Raw genomic sequence first — 24,345 nt, forward strand, 5'->3', positions numbered from 1 at the left:
AGTGATGATGATTATTTTCGTGATGAGTATGAGGATGTTGCGTAAATAAAATAGCAGGTGCGGGGGGCGCCTGCTTTTTAGGTATAAAAAAAGCCGTATCATAAAGATGCGGCTCCATTTTGAGATATAAACACTGAATAAGAATTTTAAAAAGTCTATACTTTTTTCAAGTGATTTAAAAAATATTAATTTATATAATAATGGATTATAAGAGCAAAAAAACAGAGAATATTTGCTAATAAACTAGCACCTATTAATATTCCATAATTTCTGAGTTTTTTTAAAAATCTTTCCATATTATCATCTACACTTGATTTTATAGCAGACACTTTGGATAACGAGATTTCATATGATTTCATTTGTTCAGAAATATAATTCAAGTTTTTACTCATTTCTTGGTTGATTTCTTTGTTTATATATGTGGCTGCTTCAGTTATTAATTTTCCAGCTGTTTTTTTTTCTTCCTCTACCATAGCATTACGTGCAGTTAAAATGTAATTGATCATTTGATTTTGATGTTCGTGAAGTGTTTTTAAAGCTGAATCTAGCATTATATCAGATAAAAAAACAGTCATGAGAATTGGATCATTTGGTGGAACAAGTTGATTAAATTCTTTAGTTATTTTTTGCCGAATGGCATCAATATCAACGGACATTTTATATTCCTGGAATAATAGCTATCTGGTCAAATAACATGCTTTTGACGCGTGCTAAGCGGCTTTTGGCCATAATGCTGAATTCGTTTGAATTTGTAATTTCGTTAAAGGTTAATTTTTTATCAAGCATTGTTTTTATATCCTCCCCAAAAGTGCTAGATGTTTGTTGTGGAATTGTAACAATAGCAGAAATTCTTTCTTTAGTTTCTTCAAATACTTTCATTTCTTCAAAGTTTTTTCCATTAGCTGTAATGGGACCAAAGAATTCATTTTTCCAAACGACGATATTTGCTGTTTTTGGAATTTGGGTACATATGGAAAATAATCCAGATAATGTATCGGCCAGTGCTTGTCCACCAGTGATAATTGTATGAATAATTACATTCTTTTTAGCAGCGGCCAACAGATCAAAAGCTTCATTTTCCTTTAAATAATAGGCTAGAGGTAAAAATGTTGTAGCTCCATTATCAATAACATATTGACAATTAGAATGAAGCAATTCTTCCATAAGAGTATCAAAATTACGGGGAATAATTACGCTTTGCTCGAGAAGTTTTAAATGCTTTACATTAAAATTTTTATAGTTAGCAAAAGTTTGATTAACAGGATCAGTGTCTATACCTTTCACGTCTATTTTATTTTCTAGTAAATATTGCATCACAAGACTAGCTACAAATGATTTTCCTACTCCTCCTTTACCTTGTAAGGTCATGTGAATATTTGTCATATCATATCCTCTAATTTTTTGTTTGTATCGTGTATAAATGTACGTGATTTTTGTTGTGTTGTAATAGGATTAGCAGAAGTAGATTCTTTGGATTGAGTTTTTACTGATAAATCTGATGTAGCAGTAGTCTCAAGATTCTTTTTAAAATATTTTCGCACATATGATGCTAAGGCGTCATATGAAATATTTAAATTTGGATTTTTTCTTAAAATTTCTTTTAGGGAATACCCTTCTTTAATGGATTTTAAAATTAAATCTTTGTTGGCTAGAAAGACTATTCGCATTTTCCCCCATTCTGTTTTTTTTTTCATTAACTTACCAACTTTTTATAATTCTTTACAAAATTTTTCAAATCTTTACAAAAAATAAATAGAACTGTCAATTAAAGGGATATTTTGGTAATTTTTATAAAAGTTTTTCTTTAAGAAAACGGCAAGATGTGTAATGTAGCGCTACGCAACTAACATTACCCAACTTATTCGCATAAAATGCTCAACGTATCTTGCTCTACGAGGTTTGATTGCATCCGCAATTTAAGAGGGGGAAAATGACACGACCAAGAAAATTTAGATTAAGTGTTTGGTGCACTTTCGAGGAAAAAGAAAGCATAGAAGAAAATGCAAAACAGACAGGCTTGTCTATTTCTACTTACCTGCGTACTACTGGACAACTTGAACCCGTAAAAGCGAATATAGATTATGAGGCGGTAAAGGACCTCACTAAGCTACAAGGCGATTTAGGGAGAGTAGCTGGTTTATTAAAATTATGGTTAGTTACAAATAATGGGAAAGGTGGAGTACCAAATGATATAGATAAAATGATGGTAGCATTTCGTGAACTCCAAAAACAAATTTTTGAAAAAATATCCGCACTATGATTGCTAAGCGTGTTGAAAGAAAAAAATCAACATCCAATATGGCACGATTGGCTCGTTATATTATGGATTTAGATGGGGGAAGTTTACCAAGAGATTGGAAACTTACATCCGATTACATAATTGATGATAATATACAAAATAGCGCAAAAGTAGCATCAGTAAGAGTTACAAATTGTCATACAGATGATCCTGTTATGGCAACAGAATTCATTTTAAAAACTCAAGATCAAAATAAAAGATCAAAGACTGATAAAACATATCATTTGGTCTTATCTTTTCCGGTTGGAGAAACTCCAGAGAGAGAAACACTCTACGCAATTGAAGATAAATTTTGTGCTGCGCTAGGTTACGAAAATCATCAACGTATTTCAGCTATCCATAAAGATACAGAAAATCTGCATATTCATATTGCTATCAACAAAATAAATCCTGAAAATTTTCGTAATTACGAACCTTTTTTTGACAAACGTACACTTATGAAAACCTGTCAAACAATTGAACAAGAATATAACTTAATCAAGACACCACATGGATTAGAATGTGACATTGAAAATATCAAGCAACCAAAGATAAAAAACTTTGAGTATAGGACCGGAGTTGAATCTCTTTCAACTTATGTTGGAAGGATATCTAAAGAACTTAATTATACAGATTGGTTAGCGCTGCATAAGAGTTTTGCTGATCATGGTCTCGTTGTAAAAAAACAAGGGAGTGGATTAGTCATAGGAGCTTCTGATCTTGATTTATGGGTTAAAGCTAGCAGTTGTAATAGAGCATTGTCTTTACGAGCTCTTGAAAAGAGACTTGGTACTTATGAAGATTATAAGCCAATTATACAGAAGCAATATGTACCAGTTTTACGTGGAAAAAACAGTAAGACTAAGACACTTTTGTATTCTCGATATAAGGAACAAAAAAATGCAAGCGATTTAGAAAGACGAGAAAAATATCAAATATTACGTACGCAAAAGGATGCTTTTTATAATCAACTGTTTATGTGGTATAAACAACAAAGTTCTTTATTGAGACTGACACCAAAAAGTTTACGTGCGGGAATACGAAAAACGTTAAAATTACAAAAAGCATTTCGTCAACAAGAATTAAGAACAAAGCAAGCGATAGCTAAAAGAAAGTTAGCAGAAACTAGATTTCCAAATTGGTTAGATTGGTTACACCAACAAGCAAATATTGGTGATAAAGATGCTATGGATGTTTTGCATTCAATGAATGAGCGTCGCGTTGTTTTATCTAATAATTTGTTAACTGGGAAAACAGCTGGAAAAACAGGTAAATTTTTACGTAAGAATTTAAAACCTTCTTTTTTGAAGAATGGAAATATTTTGTATAAAAGCATTGATGGTGGGACCATTATTGATGCTGGTGAGAAAATTCATGCACAAAAATTTACTACTGGGTCAGCGTATATTGCTTTAAGTCTTGCTGTTGAAAAATTTAAAGATCAGCCACTTGTATTAAATGGCACAGAAGAATTCAAACAAGAAGTTGCTAAATTGGCTGGTGTTCACAATATGAATGTTGTCTTTGATGATCCTGTTTTAAACGCTTTAAAGAATGAAGTGAAGCAACACAGCAAAGATAACATTGATAATTCACTTCAAGAGTGGATAGAAGAGCGAAATAAATATACTGAAAATCTTCCTTATGTTGCATGGAACGGTGAAGAATCCGTATTTAATTATGTAGGGCGTAGAAAAATTAGAGAAAAGAATTATCTTCTTTTTGAAGAAAATCAGAAAATTTTTGTTAAGGAAACTACAAAGAGAGGTTTCATTCAAGCTGGGTATTGGAAAAAAGGCATAAAAGTCAAGATTACAAAAAACAGTGTTAAAAATATTTCAGATAAAGAAATAGAGACTTAAAGTATGTTTTTCAGTTAAAAAATATATTTTTTTTGATTTGAGATAATTATTTTATGGATAAGTCGGAATTGTTTTCTTCACATTCAACGAAAAATGTTTCATAAGAAAGTTAATTTATCTTTAAAGAGAGCTGTTTAACTTTATAATTAAGGGGGGACTGTGAAAGCAAGCAAAGATTCTATAAAAGACAAACCCTCTAATCCCTATATTATAGCGCGTAGAGAATGGATGGAAAGGTATGGGGATTATATTAAATCCGCTAATAATTGGCGTTTAGCAACTTTTGGAATGATTATTATTACTGCAATGTCAGTAGGAGCATTCATTTGGAAAGCAAATGAAGAAACTATTGTTCCTTATATAGTGCAAACCAATTCGGTCGGTGAGGTAACGCATTTATCAAAGGCAAATGTTGCTTCTAAACCAAACGCAACCCATATTCGGGCGGCATTACGTAATTGGCTGATTGGGGCACGTACTGTTTATGTTGATATGAGAGCAGAAGAAGATCTCATAAACCAGACATACTCAATGACCTTACCTCAATCACCAGCATATGCTATGCTTGTTGAATATCATAAACAAAATGATCCTTATTCACGTGCTTCAATGGAGACAGTAGAAATTCAAGTTAATGCAATTGTTCCTGTTTCTAATGATACTTGGCAAATTGAATGGACTGAAAAGAAAAGAGCACGATCCGGAGCTATTATTGATAGTAAACTTTGGCAAGCTACCGCTACAATTATTTTAGCAATACCAAAAACTGAAAAGCAAATGATGCTAAATCCTATTGGATTATATGTTAAACAATTTGCATGGACGCCAAGACTTTAAGAACAATCATAGTAAAGCGTAAAGCGGGAATTTTATGTTTAAGAAATTTATTTTTATAAGTACAGTGATTTTTGTAACATCAAAAGCTCTGGCGACAGATGTATCACACAACATTAATTTTGTTTCTCCTCAAAAAATACATCTTACTGATAAGGAAGCATGGGGAATTAGATTAGCAAATCAATGGAAGAATAATCCCAAAAGACCTATATATTCTGGTGACGGCAGTGTTAGATATCTTTATGGAGCTACTTTGCCTACATTGGTGTGTACACCATTAGAGGTTTGCACGATACAGTTACAATCGGGAGAGACTATAAATTCTCTCCATGCTGGTGATACTGTAAGATGGAAAATTAGTCCCACGGTAAGTGGTGTAGGAGCCGCAGAAACAACTTATGTTGTTGTAAAGCCTGTAGATGCTGGTTTAACAACAAATCTCTTTATTACGACGGATCGCCGTACTTATATGATCAAACTTGCTAGTACGCAAAATTCTTCAATTCCTGTTCTTTCTTTTATTTATCCTGATGATACAGATCAAGATTGGTCTGCGTATAAAGCGGCTACAGATAAAAGCCGTAATACATTAGCAACAGGTCAAAACTTAGCTGATCTTGATTTTAACTTTCGTATTACGATTAGTGATCGAAGAATTAAATGGTATCCGAGACGGGTTTATACAGATGGGTTTAAAACTTACATTGAATTACCTAGTGATGGAATTAGAGGAATGGCGCCTGCTTTAATTGCTGTTGGTGATGATGGTGGCTTCTTAAAAAAGCCTAGTGAAAGATTAATAAACTATCGCATTATTGGAAATAGATATGTTGTTGATGCCGTTATTAGCAAAGTAGCTATGATTTCTGGTGTAGGAAGTTCTCAGCAGAGAGTAACAATTATTAGGGGGCGTTAAAATGTTAAAATATTTATTGCTGTTACCTCTTGCTTTGACAGTTGGTTGCACGTCTATAAGTCGCCATTCACCTTTGTTGGTTAATTATGTTGATCAAAATATTACGGAGAATGACGCAAATTTAATTACTAGTGATTTTGTTCGCTATCTTAGAGATCCTTTGCCGCCTGCAACTACAACATTTATTGTAAAAACAAATGATACAGAAGATAAGTTTACATCTTTATTGGTTAGTCTTCTACAAAGGAATGGCTACGGTGTAATTTATACAGATCAACCAGAAAAACATAAAAACACGGGTATAAATTTAACCTACAAAGTGATGCCCTTGGATCAAGGTATAGTATTGGTGGCACAATATGGTTTAACTGAAATAACGCGTCATTATGTTCGTTTAAAAACTGGAAATATTGTACCGGCCGCTCCTTTTATTGCTCGTGTAGATGATGGGGGTAAAGGGTGAAAAACGATCAAAAAAGTAGTCCTTCTGAATCTCCTGATTTTTTTTCTGTAAAACCCAAAGGACGAGGTGTACGGCGGTTAAACAATATACCTTTTATAGGTGCTATAGGTATCATTTTTTTTGCTCTGCTTGGTATTACATATACTTTTATGTTGCGACAGCAATCTAATAATGTTGTCTTAGAAAACAAAAAAAAATTATTTGTGGATGAAACACCGTTGCCAATTCGTCCAGAGGGTGATGATTATGTTCAAGCAAAATTACCAGAGATCTTACCAGCACAGTCAACCAAACCAATTGAAACTAAGAAGTTGCTAACAAAAGATCCAGAACAAAAGCCGCTCGATGAAACTGTAGATGAAGAAGATGAAACACAAAAGAGATTATTAACACATATTGTAGAGAGGCGTTTTGCTAAAATGGAGGCTGCTTTAGATTCTGATCCTATGGTTTCTTTTACAATTAATTCAAAGATGCAAAATCAGTCTCAAGTTCAAGATACAGATCCGCAAAAAGCAACTCTTGAAAATTTATTTGGTCGATCTGGATTATCCGCTAATTCATCGTTGTACAATGGTGATGGAGGACATGATCCTAATATGCAATCACAAAAAATTGCTTTTTTATCTCAATCTCCAGAAGCAGCTGTTTATTTAAAAAATACGCGTCAAGAAGCTATCAAGGCAAGTCTTGAGATTAAGGCTGGAACCATTATTCCTAGTGTTATGATAAGTGGTATTAATAGTGATTTGCCTGGACAAATTATAGCTCAAGTAAGAGAAAGTGTCTACGATTCCGCTACTGGTCAAAATGTTTTAATTCCTATGGGGTCGAGGCTGATAGGAACATATGATAGTCGTGTATCTACTGGTCAAAAAAGAGCGCTTATTGCTTGGTCGAGAGTTATTTATCCTGATGGTTCTTCTTTATCTCTTGGGAATATGCCGGGGACAGATCAGTCTGGTTATGCTGGATTTAAGGATAAGGTTCATAATCATTATTTAAAAATTTTTGGTAATGCTTTTTTACTTTCTGTCATTTCGGGAGCTTCACAATTGTCTCAAAAAACACATAAGACAGGTAATGATGATAGTAAAACAGAGACAGCAAAAGAAACGTTAGCGGCAGAGCTTGGTAGACAATGGGGCGAAGTCGGTATTGAAATGACACGTAAAAATTTAGGTATTCAGCCAACAATAATTATTCGTCCTGGTTATAATTTCAATGTCATGGTAACAAAAGATATTATTTTACCTGCTTGGAAAGGTCATCCAATGGCGGCACGTCCTTATTAATTTTAAAAAAAACAGCTTTAATTCTTAGTAGAGATTTTTGGGAAATTCTCATGCTACTTATTTTAGATTGAAAAAACAATTTTGTGTAAAGAAACCATAAGCATTTTAATTGATCATATTCAAATATTAAATTAAATATGGATAAGGGGGGAAAATTGGGAAATCAATCTACACATACACCCAAAAGAAAATCTCGATTGATATTTATCTTTTTATTCATTGTATATTTTATTCTCCTTAATCAATTTTGTACACAATATTTAGCACATACTTTTCATTATAGTGTTTCTCTTGGTTCTAATTTTAAAGGAGTGTATTCGCCCTTTTCTTGGTTTTCTTGGGTCTTTAAATTTTATGATTATGCTCCTAGTCAGTGTAATGTAATATTTGTTCTCTTTTGTGCTGGTCTTTTGATTGGATTTGTTGGTTTTACTCTTTGGGCTGGTTTTTCTTCAAGGAGTAACAAAAGTACCGATGATTTACATGGAACAGCGCATTTTGCAAATTTTGATGAAATTCAAGAAATGGGGCTTATACCACATAAAAAGAAAGGAGAGGGTGTATATTGTGGAGCATTTGCTGATCCAAAAACAGGAATGTTGCATTATTTGCGTCATGATGGACCAGAGCATATAGCAGCTTTAGCGCCTACACGTTCTGGTAAAGGTGTTGGTTTAGTAGTACCTACTCTTTTGAGTTGGCCACACAGTCTTTTTGTTCTTGATACAAAAGGTGAAAATTATGCCATGACTTCTGGATGGCGGAAAAAGTATGCAGGGAATAAGATCCTAAGATTTGATCCAGCAGAACCAAAAGTTGGATGTTCATGGAATCCATTAGGAGAAATTCGTTTCAGAACACGTTATCAAGTAGCGGATGCACAAAACATAGCCTTAATGGTTATTGATGATGATGGAAAAGGGATTGCTGGTGATCATTTTAGATCAGCGGCTTTTGAACTTTTGAATGGTCTCATTCTTCATGCTCTTTACAAGGCAGAAAAAATTGGACGTATACCTTGTTTGCAAGATTGTGCACACATGTTAACGGGAGTAGGAGATTTTGCTACTGTTATTGAAAATAATGATGATTTTGATGAAGACGGTGATCCAAAAGCGCTTTCTAGTTTGTTTCATGAAATGGAAAATCTTGATATAAAAAGTGATGATCCTCTATTTCAGGATGCAGATAAAGAAGCAAAACTTGTTATCAACGGTGTTGGTCGTCGTATGGCTGGAACACCAGCACGCGAGTTAGGGTCTATTATTTCGACGGCAAATAATGCTCTGTCTCTTTATCGTGATCCTATTGTTGGTGAAAACACAAAATATTGTGATTTTTATATTAGTGATTTGATGGATACAGAAGATCCCGTCTCACTGTATTTCATTACAACGCCGCGTAATTTAGATAGAATGAGACCATTAGCACGATTGCTATTGACCCAAATGGTTCTTTCTCTTTCAGATCGCATGGAATTTGATGATGGAAGATCCAAAACCAATCACAAACATCGTTTGCTTTTAATGCTTGATGAATTTCCAACTTTGGGAAAATTGGAAATTTTTGAAAAGGCTCTTGCCTACATTGCTGGGTACGGGCTTAAAGCTTATATCATCACTCAAGATGTGCAACAGCTCTACAAAGCTTACACTACAAATGAAAGTATTATTTCAAATTGTCATATTCGTATTGCTTACGCTCCTAATAAAGTCGAAACAGCCGAATGGATGAGTAAAATGGCGGGAGAGACGACGGTTGTTCGCGAAAAGATTTCCACTTCTGGAAAACGTTTTGGTATGGCACTTGAACAGGTTTCAACGTCTTATGAAGAAACACGCCGCCCATTGATGACGCCCGATGAAATCATGCGCCTGCCTGGAGCAAAAAAAGATAATTCTGGGAATATTGTTGAACCTGGGGAAATGCTTATTTTTGTAGCTGGAAATAGCGTCATTAGAGGAACACAAATTCTTTATTTTTTAGATCCAGTTTTTTCAGAAAGGTCAAAAATTTCTCCTCCTGCTACAGATCGTTTGCATGAGAGAAATAAAAGCAAAGAAGATAAGAAAGGCTTTGTTCTCTCATGAAAAAAGCTATGGCCATTCTTACTTTATGTACTATTACGCTTGCATGTTTTGTTCTATTTGCCGTTTCCCAAGGGTTCAGAATTAATTATTCGCATTCGGCGCCTGTAGGTCTTTGGAAAGTTAATTATTTTCAAAAAGAAGTACGAAGGGGGGAGCTTATGGAGGTTTGTCCTCCAGATGTACCTATCGTTAAGATGTTTATTGAAAAAGGATATCTTCAATCTGGAGCTTGTCCTAGCGGGTCTGTTCCTTTTTTGAAACCATTAGTAGCTCTTTCTGGTGATGTGATTAACATAACTGAAAAAGGTATCAGTGTTAATGGTCATTTATTGAAAAATAGCCAAAGAAGAGGGGGGATATCAAGTATGCCAAATGGAAAATACCTTGTTGAAGAAGGATATGCTTGGTTTGTTTCAAGTTTTGATCCTGTAAGTTTTGATAGTCGTTATTTTGGAGCTGTTTCGATTATGAATATTATCGGTGCTGCTAAACCCATTTTAACTTTTAAGAATTGAGATTTTAATAATGAAAAAAGCGCGAATACAAGTATGTCATGTAATTTCTACAGTTTTAAATGATGTTTTTATACCCGGAATACAAGTTGAGTTGGATTCAGAAGAAGCAGAAAGCTATGGAGTTTTTTTAGAAACAGCCCTTTCAGAAGAAGACGCTTGGGATTCGTCGTGTATTACAGATCCATCTGAAATTGATAATTTTAATGATATAGGGGGGAGTGATGAGTTTTGATTATGCAAAAACAGTAACAGATCATTTTATTAAACTGCTTCAACAAGGAGCAGCACCATGGCAGCAACCATTACCTCCCGGATGTGTGAGATCTCCTTATAATCCACAAACAGGTAAAAATTATAATGGTATTAATAATCTTTGGCTTGCAAGCCAAAAATATACTGATCCACGTTGGCTTACATATCAGCAGGCAAATGAAATGGACTGTAGAATTAAAAAAGGTATGAAAAGTACGGATATTATTTATTGGAAACAGAATGAAAAGGTCTCTTTTTATGATGATGATGGAAAAAAACATGAGAAGTTTGAAAAACTTTCTTACCCCCGTATTTTTTTAGCAAAAGTTTTTAATGGTGAACAAATTGATGGATTACCTCCATTGGAACCACGTCCTATTTTATCGGAAGAGGTAAGACATGCACGAGCAAAAGCACTTTTAACCGCATCAGGCGCAAAAATTGATATTGATGATAGAAATCATGCTTTCTATCGTGGTGGTGATAATGATACTCTTTTTTTACCAAAACAATCTCAATTTGATTCAAGTGATTATTTTTATGCTACAGCATTACATGAACTTGGACATTGGACTGGACATTTTTCAAGACTTAATCGTGACATGATGTATCCTGTTGGGTCTTCTGGATATGCCAAAGAAAAGCTTCGAACAACTATTGCCTCCTTTATGATTGGAGAGGAATTGAATATAGGTTATGATCCAAGTCATAACGCTTCCTATGTTTCTTCATGGATTGAAGCTATGCAGAATGATCCAAAAGAAATTTTTAGAGCGGCTTTTGAAGCAGAAAAAATCAAAAATTTCATAATAGGATTAGAAACAGTCAAAGTTGTTGAGGCTGAGAAAGAGTCATTTATATCGATAAACACTGATCGTGAACTAGCTAATACAGAAAAGATTTTTTTGAATGTTCCTTATTCACAAAAAGAAGAGGCAAAAGCCACTGGAGCTAAGTGGGATAAAGATGCAAAATCTTGGTATGTTCCTGCTGGTACAAATTTAATTGAAAAAGGTTTTGCTAGGTTTTCTCATGGAGATGCAGAACCAAACACAACTTTGCCGATAGAACAACAGTTCAAGGAGGCGCTTCGTTCTGCTGGTTTAATTGTTGAGAATCCACTTATGGATGGAAAATTGCATAGAGTTTCCGTTGAAAATGATAAAAAAACTCAAAAGAGTGGGGCTTATATTGGTTATTCCTCATTGGATGGTGGCTATATTCAAAATTTTCGCACTGGTGACAAAATTTATTGGAAACCTGAAAAGTCTGCGGCGCCTTTATCTTTAGAAGAAAAAAAAAGATTAGCCATAGAAGCTAAAGAGCGACAAGAAATTTTAAGAAAAGAGATTGCAGAAAAACAAAATAATGCAGCGACACTTTCATCACAAATATGGGAGGCTAGTAAAATAGCAACTCCAGATAATGCATATTGTAAGCTTAAAGGTATAAATCAGACGAGTGATTTAAGAGAGGTTCCAGATGATTTTCCAGAGGACATTAAAAAACAAGGGGTGAGAGTTGCAAAGTCAGTTGAGGAAGCAAAAATAATAAAAAAAAGCAATCCTAATATCCGCACATTTTTGGCAGGTGATTTAATTATTCCAATATGGGATAAAAATAATAATTTAAGTACCCTTCAGACGGTTAATCCTACTTTTAAATCTTTTATGAAAGATGGGAAAAAACATGAGTGTTTTACGATTGTAGGTTCTAATAATGTAGGAATATCCGCCCTTAATAATGATTTAGAAAATCCTATCCTTATTGCGGAAGGATATGCAACAGCTTTTTCTGTAGCACAAATGACTCATATGCCAGTTGTAGCGGCTTTTGACTCTGGAAATTTAAAAAATGTAGGTAGAGTAATGCGTGATAAATATCCAGATCGCGTGATTTTGTTTGTTGCGGATAATGATCATGCTTCGCAAGAAAAATTACTTTCTAATGGAAAAAAAGGAACCAATGTTGGAATTACCGCTGCTTATAATGCGGCAGCAGATGTTGGAGGAGGAGTAGTTTATCCGGAATTTCAGAAAGAAGAGAACAAATTTTCTGATTGGGACGATTACAAAAGAATACATGGTAGTGATAAAGCCAGAAGCGATTTTACATCTAAAATGAAAATTGCCGAAATAGAAGCAAGAGTGATGTCCGAGCGACTCCAAACACTTGCAAATATGCAGGACCAATTTGCTATTGATGACCCAACAACAGCACTTGATGATCAATATGTTTATGAAGAGCGTGAAGCTGCTAATCAACTTCGCCAAAGAGCAACTACCCTCAATGGTCGTAATATTAATTCAAGTGATAAAGCTATGATTTCTCGTGTAAGATCTCATATTTTGCAGGATAGAGAACAAAAACTTTCTCAAAATCCCAACGCAGCTTCATATAGAGAAAGAAAAAAGCGCGAAATTGAAAGTGAGTTTTAGTTAGGTAGAGGATTTGTTTTTTATTGCTCAGATCTAGCCTTTAAATTAATATGTAAACATACACTAAGATAAGGAGGTTTTCATGGAAAATAAATTACCAAAAAGTTATATGACTGATGCTGAACGCGAGGAATTACGAGCAGGTGGTCTTTCTCAAAACAGTATCTATATGGTTGAAGCAGAAGCAGCTTCCAAGGCGAATGATAACAAAGCAACTTGGGAATGGTTAGCGATGGCTGAATATCCAGCACATGCACTTTTACTTCTTAGACATCAACGTGGAGCGCAATTTATACGTGATATGGGATTTTCTACCAAAAGTGCTGATGAAAAATATGGCCCGGACTGGTTAGATAAAGGTGTTGTAATAGGAGGTCATCATTTCTAATAAATTAGAAGAGCTTTTTTTACAACAAAGTATACTAGTACAAGATCTTGAAAAAACATTAGTATCTCAAAAATTACACAATGTGCGAAGTAATCTATGTGATCATATTCGTAATGTTGGAAAAAGTGGGGATTTATCATCGCTTCTTGATACGGAGAGTGATCTTATAAAGGATGATTTGCTTCGGTATGCTAATAGTAAAGCTATGGCCAGTAGCCTTGAAACAGCATTAACTGAAATAGATGTTGTTAAAGATCACATAAAATTGGTTTCTAATTCTGAGAAATATGATGCGATAAATAGAGGACATAGTCTACCAAAGCATCGTAAAGGAGGATTGCCTTATGATGAAGCGCGAAAAGCAATGGCGTCTCATTATACACGACTAGGAAATCTGGACAAAGCGCGTTTAACATCAGTTGAGAAATCAATCATTGATGTGCGGAGGGACAATATGAAGGTGATGCGAAAACTTTATGAAAAAATGCAAGCTAAAGCTATAGGTATAGATCTTGCGCGCGATAAAGGTCATTCTCTTTAATAAAAAACCATAGAATTTAAGTAACAGGAATGTGGATTTTTGCTATTACGATAGATATTTTTGTTGTTCAAATTTAATCTTTAAATTATTATGCCGACATTATTTTAAAAAGCTTTAAGTTTTACATTCTTCTCATTATCTAGAGTGAACGGGGTATATTCTTAAAAGCGGGGATGGGAGAATGGCTGTTACAGCATTTAAAGGTGGACGAAGTTCAGAGCAAAATAGACGTCTCATTGAGAAGCTGCGTTTTGAATTTGGACCGCAGATATGGGGTTACCTAGATGATCCTACAGTCATAGAAATTATGTTAAATCCTGATGGTACATTATGGGTTGAACATTTGGGAGAACCTAAAAAAGCTGTCGGCATGGTGGATGCGCATAGGGCAGAAGCCGCTATGGGAACAGTAGCTACAGCTCTTGGAACGCAAATTACCAAAGAAAATCCTATTCTTGAATGCGAATTACCAATGAATGGAAGCCGCTTTGAAGCGGTAATTCCACCTATCGTTTCCGCCCCAACATTTACAATTCGAAAAAAAGCAACGAAAATTTTTACTTTAGATGACTATGTTGCAAAAAACATCATTACTCCACATCAAAGATCGCTTTTAAATGTTGCTGTTAAAGATCATAAAAATATTCTTGTTGTGGGTGGAACAGGAACTGGAAAAACTACCTTAACGAATGCAATCTTAAAGGAAATGACAGATACATTTCCTGAAGAGCGCTTTGTAATCATTGAAGATACAGCTGAACTTCAATGCGCTGCACCTAATACTGTAACATTTCGAGCTGTGGAATATATTGATATGACGCGGTTGTTAAAGGTGACTATGCGTATGGCACCAGATCGCATTATTGTTGGCGAAGTAAGAGATGGCGCAGCTTTAGCTTTGTTAAAAAGCTGGAATACTGGACATCCAGGTGGAATAGCAACTGTTCACGCCAATGATGCAACAGCAGGATTAACAAGAATCCAACAATTAATATCAGAAGTAACCATTGCTTCCATGCAATCACTGATAGCGGAAACAATTGATGTAGTTTTGAGTATTGAAAAAACCTCCTCAGGTCGCAAAGTCAAAGAAATTATTGAAGTTTGTGAGTACGACCTCGCACTCAACAAGTACATAACAAAAATCATTCATTAAAGGAGCAAAATATGCAACTATCTTTAACACAAACAAGAAGTAATTTATATAATCACATTGTGTTGTTTTTTCTTATTATAGGGGCGGCAGTCTTTCTCTATCTTATCTTGGGAGATATTGCATATGCTTCTGATGCAACATCTGGTGGTGGAGCATCTCTTCCATGGGAAGCACCTCTTGAGAAGTTAAAAAAATCTGTTTCTGGTCCTGTTGCTTTCGTGGTTTCTTTATTGGGGCTTGTTGCTGGTGGAGCTACACTGATTTTTGGTGGTGAAGTTAGCGAGTTTGTAAAGCGTATTATTTATCTTGTTTTGGTTATCAGTGTGATTGTTTTTGCAAACACTCTTCTTACAGGCGCTCTCTTTTCTGGTGCTGTTGTTCCTGCTAACGTTGTGGTTGGAGGACTTTAATGGGAGGCAAACAATATACACAATTGTTCCGTTCTCTTCACAGACCTCAACAAATTATGGGAGGAGAACGTGAATTAATGCTGCTATCAATGCTTTTAACTGGAATTCTTATTGTTTCAGCAATGAACATTGTAGCAGCAACTATTGGTATTTGTATCTGGGTTGTTTGTCTTTACGTTTTACGTAGAATGGCCAAATTTGATCCTATCTTGTCTCGAATTTATATTCGTCAATTGAGATATCGTAGTTATTACGCTCCGTTTTCACGACCATTTCGTGTTGCAAAATCAACAAGGCCTTATTAATGTTTAAGTTAAAACATTTTCGCTCTACGCTTGCTGGACTTCCTGATCTTTTAAATTTTGCAGCTTTAATTGATGACGGCATTATTTTGGGAAAAGATGGTTCTTTATTGGCCGGCTTTTTTATCCGTGGAGATGACCCCATGTCAGCAACGGATGCAGAAAGAAATTATATAACAGGTTTGGTTAACACATATCTCTCTCGATTTCATTCGGGATGGGCGATATGGGTGGATGCTATACGCTTAGAGTCACCAAGTTATTCAGATCCTGAATTGTCTCATTTTCCTGATCCCATTACAGCATTGATTGATGCAGAAAGACGTTTTTATTTTCAGCGAAGTGATACGCACTACGAAACAGAATACGCTTTATTAATGCAGTATCTACCGCCTACACGAAAATCGTCAAAGTTGGGGGAAATTGTTTATGAAGACGATACCGTTGAATCAACTACTCCTGCTGAACGTTTACTTGACGATTTTAAAAAGAAAATAGAGGATTTTTATGTTGGGCTTGGTGATCTTCTTAAAATGCAGCGAATGAAAGCGGTCACTATTAGGAATGGTGATGAGACTTATGAAAGCGACCAGCTTGTCAATTATTTACATTATGCTATTAATGGCAAAGCGGTTGCTCTTCGAATACCAGATTGTCCTATGTATTTGGATTCGTGGCTAGGTTATACTGACTTGTGGCCAGGAGATACTCCACGTCTCGGAGATAAATTTATTACATGTATTTCAATTGATGGTTTTCCATCGGCTAGTTATCCTGGAATATTAGATATTCTTGATGGTTTTCCTTTACATTATAGATGGTCAAGTCGTTTTATATTTATGGACCAGCATGAAGCTGTTGCCGCATTAAATAAATATAGATTGAAATGGCAACAAAAAGTGAGGGGATTTTTTTCGCAGGTTTTTAAAACTAATAAAGGAACTATTAATACTGATGCTTTGTTGATGGCACAACAAGCTGAAACAGCAATGAACGAAGCTCGTTCAGGTCTTGTTGCTTATGGTTATTATTCACCAACAATTGTTTTAATGCATGAAGACCGTGAGGTCTTAGCAGAAAATGCTAGATTAATTAAACGCGAAATTGAACATAGAGGTTTTGCCGCTCGTATTGAAACAGTCAATACAATGGAAGCATGGTTAGGGACAATTGCGGGTCAAACTTATCCAAATATTAGACGTCCGTTAATTAATACTCAAAATCTTGCTGATATGTTACCTCTCTCAAGTGTATGGCCAGGTTTACAATTTAATCCTTGTCCACTCTATCCTGATAATTCTCCTGCTTTATCTCAAGTAGTAACGACAGGTGCAACGCCATTTCGGATTAATTTACATGTTGATGATGTTGGTCACACACTTGTATTTGGTCCAACTGGAGCTGGTAAATCAACACTTTTAGCGTTTTTATTAGCGCAAGCGCGTAGATATTGGTCAAGAGCAACAGATAAAGATGGTAAGCATTTCCCTGCTAATATTACTGCTTTTGATAAAGGTCGTTCATTATATACATTGTGTTATGCTATAAATGGACGTCATTATGATATTGGTGATAGTGATAGCGCTGTCGGTGCTCTTATGCCTCTTGCAGACATTGATACAGAAGCCGATAATCTCTGGGCGCAAGAATGGATTGCTATTTGCTATGAATTACAGACGGGTCAAACACCGTCTCCTCAGCAAAAAATGGAAATTCATCGTGCAATGAAGCAGATGAGTCAAACACCTAAAAACATGCGTTCACTCAGTAATTTTGTTACTTCGATTCAGAACCAAGAAATCCGTAATGCACTTGCACATTATACGATTTCTGGTGCTATGGGACATTTGTTAGATGGTCAAGAAGAGTTTGAAGATCATAATGATTTTATTGTCTATGAAATTGATGAACTCATGAAGCTAGGTGATAAAAATGGTTTACCTGTTTTGTTATATCTGTTTAGACGTTTTGAAAGAAGCTTGAAAGGACAACCATCTATTCTTTCACTTGACGAAGCATGGATTATGCTTGGCCATCCTGTTTTTCGTGAGAAAATTCGTGAATGGTTAAAAGAACTAAGAAAAAAGAATTGCCTCGTAATCATGGCAACACAAAGCCTGTCTGATGCAGTTCGTTCTGGTATTCTTGATGTTTTGTTGGAACAATGTCCTACCAAGATTTTGTTACCCAACGAAGAAGCAGAAACAAAAGGTGCTGAGGGAGCGCCGGGAGCAGTTGATCTATATAGAATGATTGGTTTGAATGATAAAGAAATTCAAATTATCAAAACAGCAAAAAAGAAAAGACAATATTATTATAAATCTATTCTTGGACGCCGTCTTTTTGAATTAGGATTAGGTGATATTGCTCTTTCTTTTGTAGCGATTTCTAGCAAAGAAGATCTCGCTGTAGTTAAAAATCTTATCAATGAAAATTCAAAAAACTGGTCTTTAAAATGGCTTGAAATGAGGGGAATTAATTATGAAAAATATCTTGAAAAAATTTAAATTTCTTTTTTTGTTTAGTACGTTTTGTTCCATGGTTTATTCAACAAACGCTTCTGCTTTTTTTTGTGCAAATTGTGCAACTGTTTGGAACCAAATGAGCCAATATGTTGAAGCTGTTAATACACAAATCAACACAGCTAAACAACTTCAAACGCAGCTTCAACAATATAAAGATATGATAAAACAGGGACTTTCATTTTCGAGTCCACAATTTGATGGTTTGCAGAACACTTTACAAAAATTGAAACAAGTTTATCAAGACGGCCAGAGCATTTCTTATAGTATGGGAAATCTAAATAGCAGATTTGAACAAATGTTTCCTGGTTATGAAAATTACTTAAAAAATTCTGGAAAGGTAAATCCAAAAAAAGATTATAGAAAGTGGGCAGAAACTGGTCTTTCTAATTCCCGTATTGCTATTGAAGCCGCAGGGATTAACACTAGCAGTTTTGATGATGAAGACAAACTTATGCAAAAACTTGTTGATCGTTCAGCAAGCGCAGAAGGGCGTATGCAAGCTATTCAAGCTGGAAATGAAATTGCCGCACAACAAGTGAAACAGTTGCAGCTACTTCGTGATCTTGTTGCTAATAATACCACTTTACAAGCAAACTACACTGCCAATGAAGTGGAGCGTAAAGCCAAATATGATGCCGATGTTGAAAAGTTTTTTGAAACAAAATCGCCAGATACAGATCGTGGACATGCATATTAAAAATGGAAAATTACCAAGTGTTAAAAAACAAAAAAAGCGCTATTTTAATATTTTTTTTGATTGTGCTAGGGTATTTGTTTTTTACAGATATTTCTTTTGCAGATGGATTAGACAAAACTAAAACATTTACTGGTTTATTGGATTTGATAGAACATCAATCTCATCAATGGCATTCAAAACTACATTATTATGGTTTTCGTCTTTTTTGGTTATTGGCTATTATTCAATTTATTTTTAGCTTTATTCCTTTTTTGTTTAAGCAATCTGATATTGCTGATTTAGTTGGGGAGTTAGTGAAATTCATTCTTGTTATAGGCTTTTTTGCAGCTCTTTTAGAATATTCTCAAGAATGGGGGACAGCTATTGTTGAGAGTTTTCGTACAGTAGCAGCTCATGCAAGCGGAAGATCTAGGAGTCTTTTTCCTGCAGATGTTTTGGGTGAAGCTTCTAATATTATGGAAGCTATGGCAAATGTGAGCACTTGGAATCCGATCACTTCTGTGTTGATTGCTGTTCAGTCTATTATTGTTTTTTTATGCTTCTGCTATATCGCTGTTTTACTAGCTGTTACACTTGTTGAATCATATATCGTAATCAATGCATCTGTTATATTTATGGGGTTTGGGGCGACCCAATGGACACGAGAGATAAGTATAACAACATTTCGCTACGCTGTCTCTGTTGGTGCAAAATTATTCGTACTTACACTCTTAGCGACTTTGATTGTTGATTCTATGGGGGTATGGAAAGAAGCATATGTTTATTCTGCGGCGTCAAATTGGACATTGCTGGGACTTAGTTTATTGTGTGCGTATTTAACAAAGACTATTCCGGAAATTATTGCTGGTTTAATTTCTGGAACAAGTGGTGGGAGTGGTGCAACTATTGGAGCAATGGCTGGCGCTGCTATAGGAGCAGCTGCGAGCATAGCTGCTGTAGCAGCAACTGGTGGGGCAGCAGCACCAGCTGCTGCTGGTGGAGCATCTGCTGCTGGTGGAGCATCTGCTGCTGGTGGAGCATCCGCTGCTGGTGGAGCATCCGCTGCTGGTGGAGCATCTGCTGCTGGTGGAACAGGAAGTAGTGTAAACGCTTCTAAAATGACTGGAAACTCTTTTAAAGATAGTGGGAATAAACCTACATCGGGCGCAAATCCACGTGTAGCAGGAGGGGAAAGCCGTTCCACTAGCACTAGTAAACCTCAATCTAAATCGGCTACTTCAGATCAATCTAAATCATCTTCTTCAGATCAATCTAATTCAGTTCTTCCAAAAATGAGAGATGTTGCCGATATGACTTTAAAAGGTGTTGGGCATATGGCTTCTTTTTGTGTTCCAGGAATGGAAGATGCAAAAAACCTTAGTCTTAATACTCCACCTACACCACCAGAATATAATGATATCCAATTTTCTAGTGATAATAAACCTCAATCTAGTGAAGCTGGAATAAGTAATACTATTGAAAATACAATTTCTGGAGCAGGATCTGCAATAGATAAGAACTAAAGAAGCTATGGTTTTCTTTTTGAGAAATAGATAGTAGCTTCTTTAGTTAGAGATTGATAACTCACATTTTATTGTCGGGGGGTATTTATTTAATATGCATGTCCACGATCTGTATCTGGCGATTTTGTTTCAAAAAACTTTTTAGCTTGTTCTTCTTGTTGGGCTCTACGTTTTTCCTCTTCACTTTTACCACAACCTGTAATATTCAATCCTATAGTCAATAGAGCTAAGCATATTAAAATAATTTTTTTCATTTTTTCCCTCTTTAAAAATTATATGTATTAATATCATCAAACTAAGGTATGAGATGATTATCTATTGTATTGGAATACAGATTTAATTATCGTGATCTTTTGTTTTTTTATTAGTATTGTTAATGGAAAAATATGTGAACAGTTTATTGTAAATATCTTATAAGTTTATCATAATAAAAAATTAGAAGGAAAGAGCCAAAACCTAATATAAACGAACAAATTGTAATGTTTATTAGTGCTTTTGACCAACCTATTGATAATATAATAATAGGAATTGTAAGCAATCCTATAAACCCCATTATCACTATAAGGCTTAGTATCAATCTTAAAGGACCACGAAGCCATAAAAGCAAAAGGACGAGCGCCTCTTTGCTTATTTGTGATTTTGACATTATTTTCCCCTCACGCGCTTAAATCAAGATGCTCCATAATATACACAGTACAATAAATGACACAAGTTATTTTGTTATAAAATCTTCGAGATCTGTTTGATGTTCAACGGATGAAATATCCGGTTTGGTAGAAGATGATTCTATTTGATATTCTTTCATAAAAGCAACTTTTTCTTCTTTGAATAACAAAATAGGATTCACCCAGTATTGATTAGGCAATTTTGGTTTCAAAATTCCTTTTTGTATAAGTTCTCTTAAACCGTTGTGAAAAGTTCTGTCGACCATATCGCGCTTTTTTCCATTTATACCCCCATCAAACCAAATTAAGGTAACGCTGCTGGGGTCTTCGTTTGTTGATTTATTAGATTGATATTCTTCTAAAACTATTACCAAAGCACGATGTCCTGTACGAGATAAATTAAAAATAGCTTGAATGCCATCAGCAAATATTTCTATAAAATTTTCTTTATTTGTTTTTTCTGTGACGTGAATTATAGGTACAACGTCTATTTTATCAGTGTCAGAATTGACAAACTTTTGTTGTATAATGCACGTTTTAACAATTTTATTATCAGCAAATATTTCAGAATTTTTAAGAAAAGGATTTTCATACGGGGAATATTTTTGCTTTCGCAAGTTTATTTTATCCATTTTGATCGTCCGTTGATTTTTTATCACCTGTTACGACTTAAGAAAGTTTTTCTTCGCAAAAATAAAAGTCATATTGACACTTGAGCGAATGTAAATTATCCTTATTGGAGATTCGATTTATTATTTTAATATGGCAATTGTATTACCATAAATGACAGTTAGTATATCAGATAAACAAAGAAAGCAAACCGTTAGGCACGATCAGAGTCCTTTCATTAATGATATTGTGGTTTCTATTAAGGATCCAGAAGAGCAGATTCTTGTCAATGTGGCGCTAATTTTTGATTTAAAAGCAGCAGGAATAAAAGTTTTTTTAGTTTTGGCTTGGATACTTCAAAACAGATTAATTCGCACTAATACTGTCATTTTAGATAAGGCTATTTTAAAAACATTTCTTGAAGCTCAAGAAAGTAAGTTAGCATTATCACCAACAACCTTTTTTCGTGGTGTAGCTGAATTAGAAAAAGCTGGTATTATTGCTAAACAAAATCATAGAGCTTGGTATTTTATTAATCCAAGTCTTGTTTTTAAAGATAGGAAAGTTGTTTTTACAAAAAATGTTGAATTAGAGAATGGGAAAATGGGGACTTAATTTTCCTTTACTATATTGAAAATATTTTTCTTTTGAATATAGTTTCATCTTGACTCATTATGTAAATCTATGAGTCGTTTCAAATAGAGGGAAATATAATGGCAAAAAAATAAAAACCCAACTGCGTTAACAGAAGGGTTTCTAAAATACCCGTACCACATATACGGTAAATTAAATTAAATTCAAAAGAATTAAATCTACAAAGTAATTCCTAATTTAATTTATCGTGAAGCATTCTGCAAGAGAAATTTTGTAGAAAAGGGATATTTTTAGCATTTTTTTGCCTCCAATAGAGAGGTTTTAAAAATTATGGTTAAGAAAACATCTGGTAGAAAATTAACTTCAAAGCACTGGGAATATATAAAAATTGCTGATAATACTGATATTGGACACATTAGTAGAAGCCAACTTATTTTTCTTGTACAAGAATTACCTATAATTGGTCTTATCAAAGGAACGGAAGTCCATTTATTAACCAAACTTTTGAATACTGTACCCGTTTCGCATTTTGAAAAAGGTAAAATTCCACTAGTTTTTAAAAGCAACCATCAAATTGGTCTAGAAATTGGTTGTACGTCTGTTCATGTAAGTAGATTACTTTCACGCCTTTTTGATAAAGGTCTTATTGTGATGCGGGATTCTGGTAATTATAAACGCTATAGTTTTAATTCTGCTAATCACGTACCAATTGCTTGTGGTATTGACCTTAGCATTTTAATCGCGCGTTACCCTGAACTTCAGCACTCTATTTTAACGATTAAAGAAGAAAAGAAACATCACGATATGGTTGTTAGGACCTTTTGTGGTGTTTGTCGTCGATTGCAGCTTCGTATTGAAGAGATAAAATTTACATCTATTGCTTCAATGTTTTTAAATCGTATTAATAAGATTAAATCTGTTCTTGGGTCCCCTTTTAAAGCGTCTACCTTTAAATTGGAAAAAGCTATTAAGCTTTTTAATTGGCTCCTAGATCGTTTATTTTTTACAAAAATGTTATGCACAAATAACAAAAATGTTATGCAATTACATAATACAACCCCTAACTATAATTGTAATTGTAACAAAAATGAGTGTTCAGAATCATCTGAACACACTCAAACCATTAATGTGACCTCCGGTCACGATAAAATGACTTATGAAAATATAGAGAAAGGCAAGACCGAAACATCACTTCCCTCAAAAGGTAGTACATTGCCTCAAATTAAGCCGGAGATACTAGAAAAGGCTTTACCAAATGCCGTCTTGTTTTCTGAATATAGTCTCCAAACAGAAAGCGATTTGATACGTTCTATGTATCCTATGTACAGAATGATTAAAGTTTCAGAACATGCCGCTGAACAAGCTACAAAAATCATGGGGCTTAAAAAAACAGCTCTAGCCATTGCCATCATTTTTGAAAAATATGCTAGAGGACTTGTAAAATCACCAGGGGGATATCTCCGCGGCATGATTGATAAAGAAAAAAAGGGAGAATTGTATCTAGAGCGTTCTTTATTTGCTTTATTGAAACAAGCTGATCAAGAAGAAATAAATAGTTTAAACTTAGAAAAAAATCAGAAAATAAAGCTAAACGAAGAAAAAAGCTCTTTGTTTGAGTTTGAACTCAATAAAACGTTAAATAATCTAAAAATGCCAAAGTTTACATAAATAATAATTTATATACGAAATAAATATTTTAATTATTTATCGTTATTTTTTAAAGGCGTAACGGAGGTCGAAAATAGTAAAAATTTTTGATTTTGAAAAAGGAGAAAGAGATAAAATGATCAACTTATCCTAGCGGGGATAGTTTGTTATGACCTCTCTCTCCCAAAAAAGATATATACAAGATATTTTTATTTAGCAATTATTTTATTAGTTTTTTATACTTTTAAAAGAAACATTAAAAATATTAAATATTTTCAGTTAATCCTTATTTTTTAATGAGAGGCTATCCGCCTCTCAAACTCTCCGGAACGCTCACCAAAATCATGACATCAGACCCGCGTT

25 protein-coding genes are annotated in these 24,345 nt (G+C 34.6%); 20 read left to right on the plus strand and 5 right to left on the minus strand.

Annotated elements, in window-relative coordinates; translation table 11 throughout:
- Window positions 1-185 precede the first annotated feature (185 nt).
- The 3 genes from ACFINH_RS07735 to ACFINH_RS07745 are packed head-to-tail and all read right to left on the minus strand — an operon-like array spanning window position 186 to window position 1,694.
- Window positions 186-656, minus strand: coding sequence for a hypothetical protein (locus ACFINH_RS07735; protein WP_375621685.1), 471 nt, complete (start codon window positions 654-656; stop codon window positions 186-188).
- Between the two features lies 1 nt (window position 657).
- Window positions 658-1,383 carry a conjugal transfer protein TraL gene (locus ACFINH_RS07740; RefSeq protein ID WP_375621684.1) on the minus strand — a complete coding sequence of 242 codons (726 nt, stop codon included), beginning with the start codon at window positions 1,381-1,383 and terminating at the stop codon, window positions 658-660.
- Window positions 1,380-1,694, minus strand: a complete 315-nt coding sequence (locus ACFINH_RS07745; protein WP_375621683.1) for a TraK family protein — start codon at window positions 1,692-1,694, stop codon at window positions 1,380-1,382. The genes ACFINH_RS07740 and ACFINH_RS07745 overlap by 4 nt, the downstream gene beginning before the upstream one ends.
- Window positions 1,695-1,930: 236 nt before the next feature.
- On the opposite strand from ACFINH_RS07745, the gene ACFINH_RS07750 reads away from it, so the two are divergent.
- The 18 genes from ACFINH_RS07750 (at window position 1,931) to trbL (ending at window position 20,467) form a co-directional block, all read left to right on the plus strand.
- Window positions 1,931-2,260, plus strand: coding sequence for a plasmid mobilization protein (locus ACFINH_RS07750; protein WP_273788571.1), 330 nt, complete (start codon window positions 1,931-1,933; stop codon window positions 2,258-2,260).
- Window positions 2,257-4,140: a TraI/MobA(P) family conjugative relaxase gene (gene traI, locus ACFINH_RS07755; RefSeq protein ID WP_375632573.1), complete on the plus strand. Its 1,884-nt coding sequence runs from the start codon at window positions 2,257-2,259 to the stop codon at window positions 4,138-4,140. The genes ACFINH_RS07750 and traI overlap by 4 nt, the downstream gene beginning before the upstream one ends.
- Window positions 4,141-4,299: 159 nt before the next feature.
- Complete coding sequence (locus ACFINH_RS07760; RefSeq protein ID WP_273788573.1) at window positions 4,300-4,977, plus strand: VirB8/TrbF family protein; 678 nt, start codon at window positions 4,300-4,302, stop codon at window positions 4,975-4,977.
- A 34-nt stretch (window positions 4,978-5,011) separates the two neighbouring features.
- Window positions 5,012-5,893 carry a P-type conjugative transfer protein TrbG gene (trbG, locus tag ACFINH_RS07765; protein WP_375621681.1) on the plus strand — a complete coding sequence of 294 codons (882 nt, stop codon included), beginning with the start codon at window positions 5,012-5,014 and terminating at the stop codon, window positions 5,891-5,893.
- Window position 5,894: 1 nt separating this feature from the next.
- Window positions 5,895-6,356: a hypothetical protein gene (locus ACFINH_RS07770; protein WP_273788575.1), complete on the plus strand. Its 462-nt coding sequence runs from the start codon at window positions 5,895-5,897 to the stop codon at window positions 6,354-6,356.
- Entirely contained in the window at window positions 6,353-7,651 is a 1,299-nt protein-coding gene (locus ACFINH_RS07775; RefSeq protein WP_375621679.1) for a TrbI/VirB10 family protein, read from the plus strand. Before ACFINH_RS07770 ends, ACFINH_RS07775 begins: the two co-directional genes overlap by 4 nt.
- 155 nt (window positions 7,652-7,806) lie before the next feature.
- On the plus strand, window positions 7,807-9,741 hold the full coding sequence (locus tag ACFINH_RS07780; protein WP_375621678.1) for a type IV secretory system conjugative DNA transfer family protein: 1,935 nt from the start codon (window positions 7,807-7,809) through the stop codon (window positions 9,739-9,741).
- A complete protein-coding gene (traF, locus tag ACFINH_RS07785; protein ID WP_375621677.1) occupies window positions 9,738-10,256 on the plus strand; it encodes a conjugative transfer signal peptidase TraF in 519 nt (172 codons plus the stop codon). Before ACFINH_RS07780 ends, traF begins: the two co-directional genes overlap by 4 nt.
- Before the next feature lie 10 nt (window positions 10,257-10,266).
- Window positions 10,267-10,488, plus strand: coding sequence for a conjugal transfer protein TraD (locus tag ACFINH_RS07790; protein ID WP_208438664.1), 222 nt, complete (start codon window positions 10,267-10,269; stop codon window positions 10,486-10,488).
- Window positions 10,478-12,946, plus strand: coding sequence for a zincin-like metallopeptidase domain-containing protein (locus tag ACFINH_RS07795; protein ID WP_375632574.1), 2,469 nt, complete (start codon window positions 10,478-10,480; stop codon window positions 12,944-12,946). Before ACFINH_RS07790 ends, ACFINH_RS07795 begins: the two co-directional genes overlap by 11 nt.
- Before the next feature lie 82 nt (window positions 12,947-13,028).
- Entirely contained in the window at window positions 13,029-13,334 is a 306-nt protein-coding gene (locus ACFINH_RS07800) for a hypothetical protein (RefSeq protein ID WP_375621675.1), read from the plus strand.
- Between the two features lie 82 nt (window positions 13,335-13,416).
- Window positions 13,417-13,875, plus strand: a complete 459-nt coding sequence (locus ACFINH_RS07805) for a hypothetical protein (protein ID WP_375621674.1) — start codon at window positions 13,417-13,419, stop codon at window positions 13,873-13,875.
- A 181-nt stretch (window positions 13,876-14,056) separates the two neighbouring features.
- Window positions 14,057-15,031: a P-type conjugative transfer ATPase TrbB gene (gene trbB, locus ACFINH_RS07810; protein WP_375621673.1), complete on the plus strand. Its 975-nt coding sequence runs from the start codon at window positions 14,057-14,059 to the stop codon at window positions 15,029-15,031.
- A gap of 11 nt (window positions 15,032-15,042) precedes the next feature.
- On the plus strand, window positions 15,043-15,441 hold the full coding sequence (locus ACFINH_RS07815; RefSeq protein WP_208438668.1) for a TrbC/VirB2 family protein: 399 nt from the start codon (window positions 15,043-15,045) through the stop codon (window positions 15,439-15,441).
- A complete protein-coding gene (gene trbD / locus ACFINH_RS07820; RefSeq protein WP_208438669.1) occupies window positions 15,441-15,746 on the plus strand; it encodes a conjugal transfer protein TrbD in 306 nt (101 codons plus the stop codon). Before ACFINH_RS07815 ends, trbD begins: the two co-directional genes overlap by 1 nt.
- Window positions 15,746-18,250, plus strand: a complete 2,505-nt coding sequence (locus ACFINH_RS07825) for a transporter (RefSeq protein WP_375632575.1) — start codon at window positions 15,746-15,748, stop codon at window positions 18,248-18,250. Before trbD ends, ACFINH_RS07825 begins: the two co-directional genes overlap by 1 nt.
- Window positions 18,225-18,965 (plus strand): P-type conjugative transfer protein TrbJ, encoded by a 741-nt coding sequence (trbJ, locus tag ACFINH_RS07830; RefSeq protein WP_375621671.1) that lies wholly within the window; start codon window positions 18,225-18,227, stop codon window positions 18,963-18,965. Before ACFINH_RS07825 ends, trbJ begins: the two co-directional genes overlap by 26 nt.
- 17 nt (window positions 18,966-18,982) lie before the next feature.
- Window positions 18,983-20,467, plus strand: a complete 1,485-nt coding sequence (trbL, locus tag ACFINH_RS07835) for a P-type conjugative transfer protein TrbL (RefSeq protein ID WP_375632576.1) — start codon at window positions 18,983-18,985, stop codon at window positions 20,465-20,467.
- An 89-nt stretch (window positions 20,468-20,556) separates the two neighbouring features.
- Here the strand turns inward: trbL and ACFINH_RS07840 are convergent, their stop codons facing one another.
- Both ACFINH_RS07840 and ACFINH_RS07845 read right to left on the minus strand, forming a co-directional pair.
- Complete coding sequence (locus tag ACFINH_RS07840; RefSeq protein ID WP_273788557.1) at window positions 20,557-20,721, minus strand: hypothetical protein; 165 nt, start codon at window positions 20,719-20,721, stop codon at window positions 20,557-20,559.
- Window positions 20,722-21,179: 458 nt separating this feature from the next.
- Window positions 21,180-21,764, minus strand: coding sequence for a hypothetical protein (locus tag ACFINH_RS07845; RefSeq protein WP_375632577.1), 585 nt, complete (start codon window positions 21,762-21,764; stop codon window positions 21,180-21,182).
- 151 nt (window positions 21,765-21,915) lie between these two features.
- On the opposite strand from ACFINH_RS07845, the gene ACFINH_RS07850 reads away from it, so the two are divergent.
- Both ACFINH_RS07850 and repC read left to right on the plus strand, forming a co-directional pair.
- Entirely contained in the window at window positions 21,916-22,356 is a 441-nt protein-coding gene (locus ACFINH_RS07850; RefSeq protein WP_375621853.1) for a hypothetical protein, read from the plus strand.
- A gap of 309 nt (window positions 22,357-22,665) precedes the next feature.
- A complete protein-coding gene (gene repC, locus ACFINH_RS07855; protein ID WP_375632578.1) occupies window positions 22,666-24,003 on the plus strand; it encodes a replication initiation protein RepC in 1,338 nt (445 codons plus the stop codon).
- Window positions 24,004-24,345: the final 342 nt, after the last annotated feature.

The organism is Bartonella sp. AA74HLJMH, assembly GCF_042197045.1.
Lineage (GTDB): Bacteria > Pseudomonadota > Alphaproteobacteria > Rhizobiales > Rhizobiaceae > Bartonella.